We start from the raw sequence: 16,639 nt of genomic DNA on the forward strand, positions 1-16,639 counted from the left end.
GAGGTGCCTTAGAACTTCTTTCTCACACTTATTCCACGCTTTTTAAGGATTCTATCATATCAATTTTCCTAAGCTTAAAGTACATAAAAAGACTAATTACCAAAGTAAAGATCATCGTGATTCCAGCACTATATATCAAGCTCATCGGTTTTATCAAGCGACCAAACATCACCATATCTACCTCACAAGTAATGATGATATATCGATGAAGGACAATACCTAAAAACACACCGAATACCATTCCTATGAGAGTTAGAAGATTATTTTCTTTCATTACATACGAATTCACTTCACCATCATAGAAACCTAGAACTTTTAAGGAAGCAAGTTCTCGTTTACGTTCATTGATATTTATATTACTTAGATTATATAAAACAATAAACGCTAACATTCCGGCACAGATGATTAGTACATAGACAATGATATCTAAACTTGAAAGCATATCGTGAATATAGTTGTTAAATGTGTTTGTCGATGAAATTGCCATAATATCTTTATACTTTACTAAAAGATCTCGAAATAGCCCTTCTTCAAATTCTTTCGCACTACTTTTATTTATTAATAAGATTTGATTATAGGATGGTTCCTCCCCATATAATGAATGATAGAAGTCTGAGGTCATAAACACATAATGCCCCATATAATTTTCTGAAATTGCAGTAACGGCCACATTGTGTTTATTAAAGTTATCCATCTCAATGGTTATGGTATCACCCACCGATAACGAAAGCAACTTTGCAAGCTTTTCTGTGATAATTACTCCATCCTCGTTAAGATGATATGTTGTTTTTGTATTACGATTACGGAATGTATAAAATTCGTTATAATTGCTACCACTCTCAACAACCACTAGAGAAGCAGAGCGATTTAAACTGCCATTTGAGAACTTCATTGATTTATCAAAAATCAAAGTAGCATCAAGAACTCTATCATCCTCTAATATCTTTGGAATTAACGAATCTCTTTTCTCTTTGGTGATCTTCTCGGTCAACGTAATTGAAGCATCTTGATGGAATAACTCTGTATACTGTAATTCTGACATTACTCCGATGGAATCCTTAATACCAAATCCAACAATTAATAAAGCCATACAGCCTGCTATACCAATGGTTGTCATATAGAAACGTTTTTTATATCGGAATAAATTACGTAGTGTTGACTTCTTAGTAAAGTTCAAACGATTCCATATAAATCCGATTCGTTCTAATAAGATTCTTCTTCCTGCCTTTGGAGTGACTGGACGCATTAACTGTGCTGGCTCCGCTTTTAAGTCCTTCATACATGCCATAAAGGTAGCTAGCATTGTACATAATACAGCGAAGGAACCCGCCAAAATAGCATAATAGGGGCGATAAGGTATTGCTATCACTGGTAAGGATCCATACATGATCCGATATGCATTGATAACGACATAAGGGAAGATTTTCTGCCCTATAAGAACACCAATGATGCTACCACTTACTGTTGCAAAAAGTGCATACTTAATAAATTTACCTGCAATCGACATCTTCCCATAACCAAGTGCCTTTAGAATACCAATTTGGGTACGCTGTTCATCTACCATTCTGGTCATTGTAGTAAGACATACAAGCGCTGCGACAAAGAAAAATATTGCTGGAAATACCTTGGAAATCGCATCCATACGATCAGCATCCATTTCATACGAAACGAAAGATTCGATGGTATCACGGTTCAATACATACCAAGTAGGATGCTCAACCTTTGAAAGTTCGTCTCTTCCTTCTTGGAGTGTTTTTTCGTTTAATGCAATCTCCTCTTTTGCTTTCGCAAACTGTTCCTTTGCTTTAGCCCTTTGTTCCTCTAATACAAACTTCTGATTCTTTAGTTCATCCTCTGACGCCTTTAATTTCACTTCCTCTGGAGCAAACATGTTATCTATTGCTTCTTTCGGATAAGTGCTACTTAATAGAGCTTTCTTATCCTCTAGCTCTTTTCTCATCGCAGTGAGTGTTGTTTGCGCTTCTTCGATAGAGGAATTACCTTTTTCTATCTTGGCATAAGTTTCTTCTTCTTTTAGTTTAAGGTCTTCTTTTGCCTTCGCTAGCTCCTGCTCCCCTTTTTCTAATTCTTCCCTAGGTTCTTTCGTTACTTCTTCATAACGAATATTTCCACGTTCCTCTGTTATCGCTTCAATATTTTCTTGAACAATTTTCACACGGTCTTCATATTCCGTACTATAGGAATTTAACTTCATTACATCCTTTACTGTTACATAAAGTTCGGTATACACCTCTTGTTTATAATTTCCCTTTGGTAAAATGATAAAGCTACTAATCTTCCCATCCCCAATTGATCCATTTCCTCTGCCAAATGCCATATAGCGTGAGTCCGTACAGCTTCCCACAATGGTTAGCACAGTCTCCTTAAGATCATCCTTTAAATCTCCTTCTGGCAAGGATAAAGTTATGGTGTCACCTACTTTATAACCGGTATTATCTAATAATAAGGTGTCTACTAAACATTCGGTATTGTTTTCTGGAAAACGTCCTTCGATTAATTTAGCTTTATTTATTGTATCATTTAAGGAATATGTTTTAACTACAATGTCGGAGTCTTTAAAATGTAGCAATACATCTTTCGAATATGCCCCCTCCACCATAGATACTCCATCTAATTTGCCAATAGCCTCAACATCATCCTCTGTTAATCCAAGGGTAGATATTACACGAAGATCCATTAAATTAGTAGAGTCATAATACTCGTCTGCCGACTGTAACATATCATCTTTACAAGCCCGTAAGCCCGCAAACATAGCTACTCCTAATGCAACGATTAACAGAATGGACAAGAATCTGGTCCATGTTTTCTTTATTTCAATTCTAAAATCTTTATGCAGTGCCTTTTTCTTCATAGTACCCCCGTTCCTTGCACTTACCATTCTATTGTTTCAACATCAACAGGATTTTCTATCTTTTTCATTTCCTTTACCTTACCATTACGAATACTAATAAGCCGGTCTGCCATTGGAGCAATCGCAGTATTATGCGTAATGACAACTACTGTCATGCCATTTTTTCTGCACATATCTTGTAATAACTTTAAGATAGCCTTTCCTGTATTATAATCTAACGCACCTGTTGGTTCATCACATAATAACAATTTAGGATTTTTAGCGAGTGCTCTAGCTATGGAAACTCTCTGCTGCTCTCCTCCAGATAACTGTGCAGGAAAGTTATTTATTCGATCACTAAGTCCCACATCTGCTAGTACATCCTCTGCTTTTAGTGGGTCCTTACATATCTGTAAAGCAAGCTCTACGTTTTCTTTAGCAGTTAAATTTGGTACTAAATTATAGAACTGAAATACGAATCCAATATCATCACGACGATAGGTAGTTAGCTTTTTCTTATTGAATTTACTAATGTTTTGTCCATCCACGATAATATCGCCACTGGTTAAACTATCCATTCCTCCTAAGATATTAAGTACTGTGGTCTTTCCGGCACCACTTGGTCCAACGATAACGACAAACTCACCTTTTTCAATTTCAAAAGAGATACCGTCTGACGCCTTTATCGTGACATCTCCCATCTGATATGTTTTTTTCACATTGATTAATTCTACATAAGCTGACATTTCTATTTCTCCAATCTTTTTCTTATCCGCTACCTACTTAATATATAAAAATGTGTACCTTACTATTTTCGCTCGTTATAAATAAGTTTTTACTATCATAAATCTCTATAATTATTGATAAAGAAAAGTGTTTTTCTTCTTATAGTTAGCTACTGCTTAAGGAATTATTTACATTCTACGAAAATGATTATCTCGTTCATAGTTACTCTTATAACTGTAAAGAAACTGCGGCGTACCTTAAATAAGATAAACGCCGCAGTTCTTTTTAGAACTTAGTTGCTCCGTCCTTTGTTACTATTCCATGAATATGATTTGGTGCCTTTACTTTTTCAGTAGAAATCGTATATGCTTTTATGAAACGTTCCTTTGCTGCGCTTAATTTCTCAGGGTCGTTCGCATATAAGGTAGCAATCGGTGTCTTCGTCGTTACCTCATCACCGATTTTTGCATGAATCTTCATACCTACTGTTAAATCGATTTCACTCTCTTTGGTCTCACGTCCACCGCCAAGAATTAAGGAAGTCATACCTATTTCATCCGTGTGAATATCGGATACATAACCATCTTTTGGTGCATAAACAGGTTCGATAATAGAAGCTTTTGGGAATAAACTCGTATCAAATACTGGGCTAGCATCCCCGCCTTGTGCAGTTACGAATTCCGCAAATTTCTTTAGGGCACTACCATCTTTAATTGTATTTAAAAGCAATTCTCTAGCTTCTTCTATTGTTGCTACTCTTTTAGCACCTAATAACATATAGGAAGCCAGTGTTAAACTAGCATCTAACAAATCTTCTGGCCCATTACCAGACAAGGTATCAATTGCCTCAATTACTTCAAGGTTATTACCAACTGCGATTCCTAACGGTTGATTCATATCAGAAATAACAGCATAAGTTGTACGACCAACATTATCCCCGATATTTACCATGGTTTGTGCTAACTCGAAGGAACCCTCCATTGTCTTCATAAAAGCACCGCTACCAGTTTTTACGTCCAATACTATAACATCTGCACCTGCTGCTATCTTCTTACTCATAATGGAGCTGGAAATCAAGGAGATATTATCTACTGTAGCTGTAACGTCTCGTAATGCATAAATTTTTTTATCTGCTGGAGCTAAGTTCCCAGTCTGACCAATGATTGCTAATTTCATTCGATTAACATTATCAAAAAACTGCTCTTCCGAAAGGGAAGTGGAAAATCCTTCAAAGCTCTCTAACTTATCAATGGTACCTCCCGTATGTCCGAGTCCTCTTCCTGACATCTTTGCTACTGGAACTGATAAAGCAGCAACCATTGGACCAATGACAAGCGACGTCTTATCTCCAACTCCACCTGTACTGTGCTTATCAACTTTAATTCCTTCAATGGCAGATAAATCAAGCATATCACCGCTATGTGCCATAGCCATTGTTAATGCAGATGTTTCTTCAACATTCATTTCTTTCAAACATACTGCCATTAAAAAAGCTGACATTTGGTAGTCCGGAATTGTGCCATTTGTATAACCAGAGACAATAAATTCAATCTCCTGATTTGTTAGGACCTCCCCATTTTTTTTCTTATTGATTAAGTCATACATTCTCATAATTCATCTCTACCTTTCCAAGCAAGCTATCTTTTGTAAGCTTTGCTATTATTGTATTCTATTATTTTTCATAACTTTCTACCCAGTTACTTTAATAATAAGTGATAAAATTATTATTGTCTTAACTAATTTATTAATTACTAGCTTAATTAGAATTTTTTACTATTATCAGTATAACCAAATATATTTACTTACTCAATAGCAATTTTAAGATTTAAGAATAAACTTATAATTCTCATAATCCTTTTCTATTTATTATACATAATTTATAAACATGAGATCCATGAAAGGATATCTTAAATAGAATGTCATTGACGAATAGTGAAAAATACATTAGAATAGGAGCACGTTAACACTTTAAATCGTAATGACAGACTAAAAAGAAAGGCAAGGTACAAAGCATGAGTTTTAATTATGTTAGAAAAGTTATGACTCCAGAAGAGTTAAAAAGTGCACTCCCTATGTCGGAGTACGCTACAAGAATAAAGAAAGAACGTGATTCGCAGATCAAAGACGTCTTTACTGGAGCTTCTGATAAGTTCCTTGTCATTATTGGACCATGTTCCGCTGACAATGAGGATTCGGTACTAGACTATCTTTATCGTCTAACTAAATTAGCAGATAAAGTATCCGATAAACTTATCATCATACCAAGAATTTATACAAATAAACCACGTACCACAGGTGAAGGTTATAAGGGTATCAGCCATCAGCCAAATCCTGAGGAAGAACCAAACCTTCAAGAAGGATTGATTGCAATGCGTAAGATGCATCTTCGTGCTATTAATGAAACAGGATTAACTGCAGCCGATGAGATGTTATATTCTGAAAACTGGCCATATGTGGATGATATGTTATCCTATGTTGCTGTTGGTGCACGTTCTGTTGAGGATCAACAACATCGTTTAGCAATCAGTGGTATGGATGTCCCTGCTGGTATGAAAAACCCAACCTCAGGCGATTTGTCTGTTATGCTAAATTCCTGTATTGCAGCACAGGCATCCCACACTTTCCTCTATCGTACTTGGGAAGTTCAGACAGACGGTAATCCATTAGCACACACAATCCTTCGTGGTGCTGTGAACAAACATGGTCAATGTATTCCGAATTACCATTATGAAGACCTCAATCGTTTGCTCATGATGTATCAGGAATTACCAAATCTCTTAAATCAAGCTACTATCGTTGATGCGAACCATGCAAATTCAAGTAAGCAGTATTACGAACAGCCTAGAATTGTTAAAGAGGTACTTCATTCCCGTAAGGTAAATGATCAAATTGCTAAGTTAGTAAAGGGCGTTATGGTGGAAAGCTACATAGAAGAAGGTAACCAAAAAGTTGGTGAACATGTCTATGGCAAATCCATTACCGATGCTTGCATTGGCTGGGATACTACTGAAAAATTAATCTATACGATAGCAGATAACATATAAGAATAACTATATTATGTTAAATATTAAGAATTATCACTATAAATAATAGCTCTTATTCTGTTTTAATAATGGCACTTATCCTGTTTTAATAATGGCTCTAATACTTTATCTGGAACATTATTAAGTAGGTTATTTCAACAATGTAAAGAATTTATAAGGGAACAACTAAGATTTTCATCCTTAAGTGTAATCACCTCACTATAGGATGTCTTAGTTGTTCCTTTTTAGCTTAATTACGCACGTGGATGAGTTTTATGATATGTTCCAAAGGTTTCACCAATTCGTTGTTTCGTGTAGTGTTGTGTGGCAGTAATATTGGCATGACCCATTAATTCCTTCATACTATTTAAATCCGCGCCATTTTCTATCATATGAATTGCAAAAGAATTTCGTATGGCCTGTGGTGTCAAATCCTCTTCTAACCCTATCTGTTTACCGTAATATTTCATGATTTTCCAGACGCCCTGCCTTGTCATAGGCTCCCCTTGTCTGCCTAGGAACAGATACGGACTTTCTTTTCTTACATCGTCTTCTGAAGCTAAATATGCTTCTAAGGAAGCTCTTGCAGCTTGTCCAAATGGTACAACACGATTCTTCTTTAATTCTCGAACCGTAACGCATCCAAATTTTAAATTGATATCCTCTTTTTTTAACCCACCGATTTCTGATACCTTCATCCCTGTCGCATACATTAATTCAAGCATAGCTTTATCTCGAAGTCCACGTTTGGTATTAGAGTCAGGTGCGGATAACAAGGATAGTACTTGTTCTTTTGTTAAGTATCTTGGTGGTGCAATTTCGACTTTTGGTGGCTTTATCCTCTCGGTAGGATCACCAATTAACTTTCCATGTTTCATTAGATAAAACAAAAAGCTACGTATGGAAACCAGATTTCGGTTTACCGTGGCCTTTGATTTTCCCTCTTTTTCTTGTTGTAACAAAAATGAGTTTATCATGGTTTCTGTTATTTTCTTTGACTCACTCACACTATTTTCTTGCAAGAATAAATACCATCTTTTTAAATCAATGCGATAAGCACTTAAGGTATTGTCTGTGGCATTTTTTATATTCTTTTGATAAATTAAAAAATCTTCAATCTCTTTTTCCACCATTTCCTCCTAAACATGCTTCCACTTGCATTTTTATTATATGTAACATCTTATTCAACTAGTTTCGGACAGACCCAAAGCACGCACTTCGGTATGCATCGCTTAGCAGGTAAGCCGCATATATCCAATCTTTTTTAACTTGTACTAAATCTCTGGACAAGAATAGAATGTAGAATAATACTATCATAATATTCTATTAGAATAATTGTAAGGCCTTTTTTACAAGATAACTTCCCACAAATGCCTCCATACAAGCTCCAATTAAAATACATACAATAAGTATTATAATTAATTTTATGTATTTTTTCAATAATAGTACATTTTGTAACCCTGCTGTCGATTCGTGATTAGCCTCCATGTAAAGAGCGAAACAGTTTTTAATACTGATTAAAACAACCGGTACAAAGATTAGCTCTTGAGGAAATAGGTAAGTGAGGTAAAGTAATCCGCCCTTCATTCCATAGTGCATCCATAAAGTCATCATCAGATAACCCACCTGAAATCCCCTACTTAAGAGATACCATCCCATATATGGTAGTCCTAAAAATGTTAGGCTTAGAGTCCAGAATAGGAAAAAGGGTTTTAGTTTCGAGGTGAAAATATAGCGAAAGAAATCCCCATAATTGATTTCCATGGACTTAATCGTATTAAAATACCTGCTATTTAAGCTGTCTACGCTGTTTTGCAATAGTCCTTGGCTTACTTTAGAGAAAATACACCCAAGGATGACACTTGCAAAAAAGAGAACCATGGCTATTGTCAACGGTTCTCTTTTCCTTAATCTTAAACTCCATCGTTTCATGCTGACCTCCAAGACATTATTTCAAGTTCTCACTATGAACTATATGCTTGGACTATTAGAAACAGACTATAAATTTTTCTTAGCCTTATATGCTAGAATTGCTGAAATTGTTTTAGCGTCTTGAATGGTACCATTTAAAATCATAGCAACCAATTCCTCTAAAGTATATGCTTCTACCTCTACAAATTCATCCTCATCAAGATGCTGTTTGGATGGCTTTAAATCCTCCGTGTAATAGATACTAATTAACTCATTACAAAAAGCAACTGTAGTATATAAATCAAGGAGATGCTCCACCTTCTCGGTACGATATCCGGTCTCTTCCTCGAGTTCTCTCATCGCTGCTAATTCTCGATCTTCCCCACGATTTAAACCACCCGCAGGTATTTCTAAAGTATAGCGCTCCGGAGCATTTCGATATTGACGGACCATAATAATTTTACCTTCTGAATTCACAGGAACGATAGCAGAAGCCCCTTTATGGTCAATATAATCCCACTCTGCTTCTCTACCATCCGGTAATTTCATCGTGTCAGTATAGACATCAACAATTCTTCCTTTATGCTCTAATCTACGATTTATTCTTTGATAGTCCATAGGAACCTCCATTCTTATGCTTATTCTTAATATTTTAATATTGACAGTAAAAATGTACGCTTATATACCAATGTATGAATAAAGGATTCCAATCGGTCTATCCCCTGCAACCATTTTTATAGAAATTGTATGGGAAAACGAATATGATTATCAAATCCAAAATTTGCACAAGGTATCACCGCTACATTATAATCCTCCATTTAGATTGATGCAAGTCTTGTGACAGATTCTATTTTATCACCTTAATATTTTCTTATAACTTTCAAAGAATTATGCGATAATTTAATATCATATGTCCAATCAGAAATGTTAATCCATATCGGAGAATGACGAAAGCAACCAGAGATCATAGGGACTGAAAAAGCTGACTCCTGTGCTATACAGAAATCAGCTTTTAGCTTCTTAACTCTCTTTTTTAAATTGTCCTTGACTTGAGTACCATTTTATGAATTAATTATAAGAATTAGCATTATATATAACTTTATATTCATCATACTCAGGAATAGTTATTTTACTAAAGTCGTTAAATATTATTTTTGGATTCAGTAATATAGAAGAACCAACGTCAACATTTGATTCATCCCAAAAACCATCGATGTAAACAATATTACTATCTTTATAATAAATTATATAAGCTTCTAAGAAAATTCTATCATTTGACTTGTTGTTAACATGTAAGTTTAAAAGTTCAACACTGTCTTTAATATCATTGAAATTACCACCATAATATTCATATGAATAAAGCACTTTTTCTACCGTTATATCAACACTATTTTTCATATTTAGATTTGATTCATTGTAATAAAAAGATGTTCTTTCAAAAACAATTTTATAACTCTTATAATCCTTATTTGATTTTTCAAAAGATAGCACTTTACTATTATTGCTAAGTAAATTTGTAGCTATTTTATTGCTAACTGATACGATTTTATTATTTTCATCGTAAAACACTAATTTATAATCGAAAAGTAAGTCAATTTTACTGTTATTAGTTAGTACACATTTTATTTGATTACCTATTTCACCATATTCATAGCTTAGATTATCTATGGCATCATTTATATTTTTCTTTGTTGGATTTATATAAACGGAACAATTTAATGAATAATTTCCAAAAGAAACTTTAATTTTAGTATTGCCGGCGGTGATACCTGTTACTACGCCATTTTCATCTACTGTAGCTATTTTTGTATTATCTGATTTCCATGTAATTTTAGTATTCTTGTATATGACTGGTAAATAACTAATTTTTAAGTCAAGCTTATCATCTATCCCTAGTGAAATGGAGTTACGCTCTAATCTAGGTTTATAGACTACTACAGAACATTTCAATTTTTTATTATTTACTTCTGCAGTAATTTCAGTGAATCCTGGCTTTATCCCTTTTATTAATCCATCTGAACTGATAGTGACAATTGACTTATTATTTGTAGACCACTTAACCTTTGAATTAGAACCAGTTATTTTTAATTGAAATGTTTCTCCAATTCCAAGATTAACAGATGTTTTGTTTAATTTAACTGATGCAGCTACAGCATACCCTTTTATAGGTGTAATTAAAGATACTAATAATACTAGCACCGATAAAAATAATATACCTTTATTAAACCTTAAAGTTTTCATTCTCCATCTCCCTTTGAATATTTACCATTATTATACACATAACATCATTATTTTACAAGATGTTTATCTGAATACTAATATCACTTGTTGATTGAAAAACTAGATTCCATTTTTAAATATTAAATATGGAATTTACTCTTTCTTAAACTCCAGTACTCCTTTACTATAAGATTGTATTCCCAATCCGCAGTGAAAGGAGTTTATTTATGTGTAAATTAATACCCGGGAATCAAAAACATCTTACATTAGATAACAGAGTTTACATTGAAAAATCCTTGGATAACAACATGCCCTTTAGTGAAATCGCTAAGTATATTTGCAAGGATCCATCTACCATTTCCAAAGAGGTTAGGAAGCACCGCATATTAAATCCCAGAAATGATTTCATTAACTTCAACCACTGTACTGATCGTCGTGATTGCAAGCTCAGAAATGTCTGCAATCGCTCAATCCCATGCAAGAAGCAGTGTAGTTCCTGTATCGAATGTAATGCTCATTGCATTAAATTTGTCGTAGAGGTATGTTCGACGATTTTGAAATACCCCTATGTCTGTAATGGTTGCCCGAAAAAGGTTCAATGTAGGCTTGATAAATACTTCTACAAAGCTGTTACCTCAAATAAGGAATATAAGACTATTTTGGTTGAATCCAGAAACGGAATCAATATATCGGAGGTAGACCTTAAGCTTATGGATAGTATAGTTTCACCTTTAATCCTACAGGGACAGAGCCCTTATCAGATTGTTCAAAGCCATCCTGAAATTAAATGCACTGAAAAAACAATCTATAATTACATAGCCTCTGGTGCTCTTTCCGTAAAAAATCTCGATCTCCCCCGGAAAGTAAAGTACAAACTCCGTAAACTTCATCCATCAGAAATCAATGATAAAGGTATTTTTGAAGGTCGCTCCTACAAAGATTTTCTTAGCTATATACAAGCCTATCCTGATTCAAATGTTGTGGAAATGGATACCGTAGTTGGTTGCGAAGGTAGTCACAAGGTATTTCTTACCCTGTTTTTCCGAAACTGTAAACTGATGTTGATCTACCTTCTTCCGGATAAAACAACTACATCTGTTAAAAAAGTATTTGACCGTCTTGAAGAAAAAATTTCAACACTTGGGTTTTGCAAAACCTTTCCTGTTATCTTAACTGACAGGGGGGGTGAATTTTTAAAGCCTGATGAACTTGAAACTGGAATCGATAATGTCATTCGAACATCTATTTATTATTGTGACCCCATGGCATCATGGCAGAAACCTGGTATCGAAAAGAACCATGAATTTATACGTTATGTCCTTCCGAAAGGTTCTACATTTGACACCCTCACCCAATGGGATGTTACAAAACTTGCAAGTCATATCAATAGTACAGCAAGAGCCAGCTTAAATGGTCTAGCCCCCATTAAACTGGCCCAAATGCTGCTTGATAATAATGCAGTATATGCATTCGGACTAAGGGAGATACCACCCAATGATATCATACTGACCCCCGAACTGCTGAAAAAGTAACCCATAACTTTTAGCCAATCTGCGGATGAAGAATCGTCAATATCCTATCCCTGACGGGTGGAATTTAGTCTTGCACAAAACTCTCCAGTCGTCTGTTTGCCATGCAGTTTTTTTATTCCGATCATTCCTGTTAGCCTATTATACTATATTTTTTTTATTTATAATATAGCTCAAACCTAGATAAAATGGAATTTAGCCTGCATACTGGAATTTAACTTTACACTGGAATTTAACTTTTCATTCAACCTACTAATATCACTTCTGTTTTTCTTGTATGCTACAAATTCAGTTCTTCTTGTCACTACGTCGAACAATCAAGGTTCAGGAATTTATCACTGATAAATTCACTATTTAATTTTATGATTTTTTACATGTGGCTTGAATCTTGCTCAATATTGTATTCGTTTGAATTAACGGTAGATTTATAATCAATATTTTTTGTACCTTCATTGTTGATTATTTTACTATCAATATTCTTCAGAACTTCAATGATCTCTCCGAAACCATACATAATGAAAGATGTGACAATCCCTCCAAAAAATAAGAGTACAGGTGGTATTAGACTCAATTCAACCTTTATCTCATAATAAGATTCATTGAGTTTAGCATTATGGTCAATGCTATATATCAACCATATTATAGCCACCACTATAGATGACCAAAATATAAATTTAGCAATTGCTTTTATTGATTCTTGTACATTATCAAACATATCTTACCTCCCACATTTTTCTTAATTATATACTAACTAGGAAAATATGGCAAATATTATAGTGTTAAAAAAGCTCCTACCACTAAAATCAGCAACTTATAGACCACATGTGTTTTTTTGTTTTGGAGCAAAAGAAATTGATATTCTTTACTGTAAGAGCCCTCGATTGGATATACATAGTACCTATTCAAAAAAATGAGGTTGTAAAAGTATTATAAATGCAACATTTATAACACTTTCCACAACCTCATGTTTATTTCATTTTTTATTTCGCGTAATCTGTAACTCTTGATTCACGAATTACATTTACTTTGATCATGCCCGGATATTCTAATTCGGACTCAATCTTCTTGGATAAGTCACGAGCGAGTAATACCATATCGTCATCGGTAACCTGATCTGGTACCACCATAACGCGTACTTCTCGTCCTGCCTGAATTGCAAATGACTTATCGACCCCTTTAAAGCCGTTGGTAATATCTTCTAACTGTTTCAAACGGTTAGTATATGTCTCCAATGTTTCTCTACGAGCACCAGGTCTAGCAGCTGAAATTGTATCAGCAGCTTGAACGATACAGGCAATTAAGGATTGGAATTCCACATCACCGTGATGTGCTTCCACTGCATTTATTACAATTGGAGATTCTTTATATTTTCTACATAAATCAACACCAATTTGTACATGCGTTCCTTCCATTTCATGATCAACTGATTTACCAATATCGTGCAATAAACCTGCACGCTTAGCTATACGTACGTCAACACCGATTTCTCCGGCCAATAAACCGGATAAAATAGCCACTTCAATGGAATGCTTCAATGCATTCTGACCATAGCTTGTTCTAAATTTCATCTTACCTAATAGTCTAACAAGTTCCGGATGAATGCCATGAACACCAACCTCTAAGGTTGCTGCTTCACCTTCTTCACGAATCATCGTTTCCACTTCTTTTTGAGCTTTTTCTACCATCTCTTCGATTCTTGCAGGATGGATACGTCCATCTACAATTAACTTCTCAAGAGCAATTCTTGCAGTCTCTCTACGAATTGGATCAAAGCCAGAAAGAATGACAGCTTCAGGTGTATCATCAATGATTAAGTCGACACCAGTTAAGGTTTCTAAGGTACGAATATTACGTCCTTCTCTACCAATGATTCTACCCTTCATCTCATCATTTGGAAGCTGTACAACAGATATCGTTGTCTCAGCTACATGGTCTGCAGCGCACTTCTGAATTGCAGTAACAACATAATCCTTTGCCTTTTTCTCAGCCTCTTCTTTTGCCCTGCTTTCTAATTCTTTAATTAGTACAGCAGTTTCATGTTTTACTTCATCTTCGACAGTTTTAATAAGATATTCCTTCGCTTGTTCGGAGGTCAAACCGGAAATTTTCTCTAACTCTGCTACTTGTTTCTGATGGGATTCTTCCACCTCAACACGGAGTCTATCAAGTTCTTGCTCCTTCGCTACGAGTTTAGCTTCCTTCTTTTCCAGTGCTTCCGTTTTTCTGTCAAGTGTTTCTTCCTTTGTTAACACACGTTTTTCATAACGCTGTAACTCGGCTCTACGTTCCTTCGTCTCTCTCTCGAGCTCATTCTTTGTCTTTAATGACTCTTCCTTCGCTTCAAGCAAAGCTTCTCTCTTCTTAGTTTCCGCCGTTTTTAAAGCTTCATCTATGATTTCTCTTGCTTTTTCATCTGCACTACCAATTTTGCCTTCTACGACTTTTTTATAGTAGCTAATGGCAGATTTCCAAGCAATCAGAGCAACTATGATCGCAGTAATCACACAAGCAATTACTATCTTTATAAGCACAGGAGCACCTCCTTTATTTAGTTTTCATTGTACATGTATACAACATATAAATTTTATACTGTTTTTATATTTATGTCAAGTACACATTGGAAAATTTTATGCATTTTGATGAATATTTTCGTAAAATGTTGAAATTGTTAATATATAAAGCACATTATATTAATTTGAATGAATTAAGACATTTTTAGTCTTCCATCATTTCGCCCATATAATAAAAACCTTTACACTCTGATAATTTCACAGATACAATATTTCCAATTAACTCCTTTGTTCCCTTAAAATGCACGAGCACATTGTTACTTAATCTACCAGTCATTAAACTATTGTCTTGCTCATTTACTTCTTCTACAAGAACTTCTGCAATTTTGCCTTCATCGTCTTTTGAAATCTTAGAAGAAGACTCCCGAATTGTTGTCAAAAGTCGCTGGAAACGTTCATTTGCCACTTCTTCTGGAATCTGGTTTTCCATAGTTGCTGCTGGAGTTCCACTTCGTTTACTATAGATAAAGGTATAAGCGCTATCATACCCAACTTTACGAACTACATCTAAGGTATCTAAAAAATCTTCTTCGGTTTCACCAGGGAATCCTACAATAATATCCGTAGTTAAGGAGATGTTTGGCATCGCCATCTTAATACGGTCTACTAAGTTAAGATAATCCTCTTTGGTGTACTTACGATTCATCTTCATTAAAAGTTCTGTACTTCCAGACTGTACTGGTAAATGAATATGATTACAGATTTTCTTGCTGTTTTTCATAACCTCAATTACATCATTTGATAAATCCTTAGGATGTGGTGTCATAAAACGAATACGTTTAAGCCCCTCCACCTGCTCTACCATCTGTAGTAGCTGTGCAAAGGAAACTGGTTCGTCAAGTGTCTTGCCATAGGAATTGACATTCTGACCAAGGAGCATAACTTCAACAACACCCTTTGATACGAGCTGCTTAATCTCTTTAATGATGTCCTCTGGATTTCTGCTACGTTCTCTACCACGCACATACGGAACGATGCAATAGCTACAGAAATTATTGCACCCATACATAATATTGACACCTGCTTTGAACTTATACTTTTGTTCGCTAGGAAGTTCTTCGACAATCTTATCTGTTTCCTTCCATATGTCAATTACCATCTTCTTCGTGGTATGTCTCGCATAAATAAGCTCCGCTAACTTAAAGATATTATGAGTACCAAAAACGATATCAACGAAACGATAGCTTTTCTTTATTTTTTCTACCACATGAGACTCTTGCATCATACAACCACAAAGTGCAATTCTCATGTGAGGATTCTTTTTCTTCAAGTTTCCAAGAAAACCGATACGTCCATATACTCTGGTATTCGCATTCTCACGAACGGTACAAGTATTATAAACTACAAAATCAGCCTCTTCAGAATCTGATTCCACATAGCCGATGGTTTCTAAGATACCGGCAAGCTTCTCTGAGTCTTTGGCATTCATTTGACATCCAAATGTCTGCACATTAAAAGTAAGCGGACGTCCCAATTCGTCTGCTACCTTCTTAACCTCCGCTTTGCATAATGCCATATAGTAATATTGGCGTTCTGGTTCTTTCTCTGGAACTAAACCGGATAAGTCAATCAAATCTATATTATTCTTTAAGTTATCTAATTCGCTCATTGTTATCCTCCATAATTAACAGATCATATATTCATTATAAAAATGTGCCAAGGATTCGATAGCACAAAATCTCTAATTTAAAATGAGAATCAAAAGTTTGCTATTTATTCTCGTTATGCTTTAATCTTATGTCCTATAGTATTTTACGAGAAATACTCCTAGTTTGCAAGTGGAAATACAAAACAACAAAACTGGATACC

The 16,639-nt window shown here is 35.0% G+C and carries 11 protein-coding genes and 1 pseudogene; 2 read left to right on the plus strand and 10 right to left on the minus strand.

Annotated elements, in window-relative coordinates; genetic code table 11:
• Positions 1 to 28: 28 nt before the first annotated feature.
• From CPHY_RS13355 to CPHY_RS13365, 3 genes are all read right to left on the minus strand, one after another.
• Positions 29 to 2,872, minus strand: a complete 2,844-nt coding sequence (locus CPHY_RS13355) for an ABC transporter permease (RefSeq protein ID WP_012200603.1) — start codon at positions 2,870 to 2,872, stop codon at positions 29 to 31.
• A gap of 20 nt (positions 2,873 to 2,892) precedes the next feature.
• On the minus strand, positions 2,893 to 3,597 hold the full coding sequence (locus CPHY_RS13360; RefSeq protein ID WP_012200604.1) for an ABC transporter ATP-binding protein: 705 nt from the start codon (positions 3,595 to 3,597) through the stop codon (positions 2,893 to 2,895).
• A gap of 265 nt (positions 3,598 to 3,862) precedes the next feature.
• Entirely contained in the window at positions 3,863 to 5,188 is a 1,326-nt protein-coding gene (locus CPHY_RS13365; protein WP_012200605.1) for a pyrimidine-nucleoside phosphorylase, read from the minus strand.
• Positions 5,189 to 5,580: 392 nt separating this feature from the next.
• Here CPHY_RS13365 and CPHY_RS13370 point away from each other — a divergent pair.
• Positions 5,581 to 6,621, plus strand: a pseudogene (locus CPHY_RS13370) (3-deoxy-7-phosphoheptulonate synthase); the annotation flags it as partial.
• A 233-nt stretch (positions 6,622 to 6,854) separates the two neighbouring features.
• On the opposite strand, the gene CPHY_RS13375 reads toward CPHY_RS13370, so the two are convergent.
• The 4 genes from CPHY_RS13375 to CPHY_RS13390 form a co-directional block, all read right to left on the minus strand.
• Positions 6,855 to 7,730, minus strand: a complete 876-nt coding sequence (locus tag CPHY_RS13375) for a tyrosine-type recombinase/integrase (protein ID WP_012200607.1) — start codon at positions 7,728 to 7,730, stop codon at positions 6,855 to 6,857.
• A 196-nt stretch (positions 7,731 to 7,926) separates the two neighbouring features.
• Entirely contained in the window at positions 7,927 to 8,532 is a 606-nt protein-coding gene (locus CPHY_RS13380; protein ID WP_041703680.1) for a stage II sporulation protein M, read from the minus strand.
• Between the two features lie 66 nt (positions 8,533 to 8,598).
• Positions 8,599 to 9,129 carry an NUDIX hydrolase gene (locus tag CPHY_RS13385; protein WP_012200609.1) on the minus strand — a complete coding sequence of 177 codons (531 nt, stop codon included), beginning with the start codon at positions 9,127 to 9,129 and terminating at the stop codon, positions 8,599 to 8,601.
• Between the two features lie 450 nt (positions 9,130 to 9,579).
• Positions 9,580 to 10,752, minus strand: coding sequence for an Ig-like domain-containing protein (locus CPHY_RS13390; RefSeq protein ID WP_012200610.1), 1,173 nt, complete (start codon positions 10,750 to 10,752; stop codon positions 9,580 to 9,582).
• Between the two features lie 206 nt (positions 10,753 to 10,958).
• On the opposite strand from CPHY_RS13390, the gene CPHY_RS13395 reads away from it, so the two are divergent.
• A complete protein-coding gene (locus tag CPHY_RS13395; RefSeq protein WP_012199826.1) occupies positions 10,959 to 12,263 on the plus strand; it encodes an IS30 family transposase in 1,305 nt (434 codons plus the stop codon).
• A gap of 367 nt (positions 12,264 to 12,630) precedes the next feature.
• On the opposite strand, the gene CPHY_RS13400 is transcribed toward CPHY_RS13395, so the two are convergent.
• From CPHY_RS13400 to miaB, 3 genes are all read right to left on the minus strand, one after another.
• On the minus strand, positions 12,631 to 12,975 hold the full coding sequence (locus tag CPHY_RS13400) for a hypothetical protein (RefSeq protein ID WP_041703682.1): 345 nt from the start codon (positions 12,973 to 12,975) through the stop codon (positions 12,631 to 12,633).
• Positions 12,976 to 13,240: 265 nt separating this feature from the next.
• A complete protein-coding gene (gene rny / locus CPHY_RS13405) occupies positions 13,241 to 14,791 on the minus strand; it encodes a ribonuclease Y (RefSeq protein WP_012200611.1) in 1,551 nt (516 codons plus the stop codon).
• Between the two features lie 184 nt (positions 14,792 to 14,975).
• On the minus strand, positions 14,976 to 16,439 hold the full coding sequence (gene miaB / locus CPHY_RS13410; protein ID WP_012200612.1) for a tRNA (N6-isopentenyl adenosine(37)-C2)-methylthiotransferase MiaB: 1,464 nt from the start codon (positions 16,437 to 16,439) through the stop codon (positions 14,976 to 14,978).
• Between the last annotated feature and the right edge of the window lie 200 nt (positions 16,440 to 16,639).

This window comes from Lachnoclostridium phytofermentans ISDg (assembly GCF_000018685.1).
Lineage (GTDB): Bacteria > Bacillota > Clostridia > Lachnospirales > Lachnospiraceae > Lachnoclostridium > Lachnoclostridium phytofermentans.

Bases quoted from the DNA above. Each gene is read 5' to 3' on its own strand.
- CPHY_RS13355 (WP_012200603.1), bottom strand. From the start codon at position 2,872: ATGAAGAAAAAGGCACTGCATAAAGATTTTAGAATTGAAATAAAGAAA.
- CPHY_RS13360 (WP_012200604.1), bottom strand. From the start codon at position 3,597: ATGTCAGCTTATGTAGAATTAATCAATGTGAAAAAAACATATCAGATG.
- CPHY_RS13365 (WP_012200605.1), bottom strand. From the start codon at position 5,188: ATGAGAATGTATGACTTAATCAATAAGAAAAAAAATGGGGAGGTCCTA.
- CPHY_RS13380 (WP_041703680.1), bottom strand. From the start codon at position 8,532: ATGAAACGATGGAGTTTAAGATTAAGGAAAAGAGAACCGTTGACAATA.
- CPHY_RS13385 (WP_012200609.1), bottom strand. From the start codon at position 9,129: ATGGACTATCAAAGAATAAATCGTAGATTAGAGCATAAAGGAAGAATT.
- CPHY_RS13390 (WP_012200610.1), bottom strand. From the start codon at position 10,752: ATGAAAACTTTAAGGTTTAATAAAGGTATATTATTTTTATCGGTGCTA.
- CPHY_RS13395 (WP_012199826.1), top strand. From the start codon at position 10,959: ATGTGTAAATTAATACCCGGGAATCAAAAACATCTTACATTAGATAAC.
- CPHY_RS13400 (WP_041703682.1), bottom strand. From the start codon at position 12,975: ATGTTTGATAATGTACAAGAATCAATAAAAGCAATTGCTAAATTTATA.
- miaB (WP_012200612.1), bottom strand. From the start codon at position 16,439: ATGAGCGAATTAGATAACTTAAAGAATAATATAGATTTGATTGACTTA.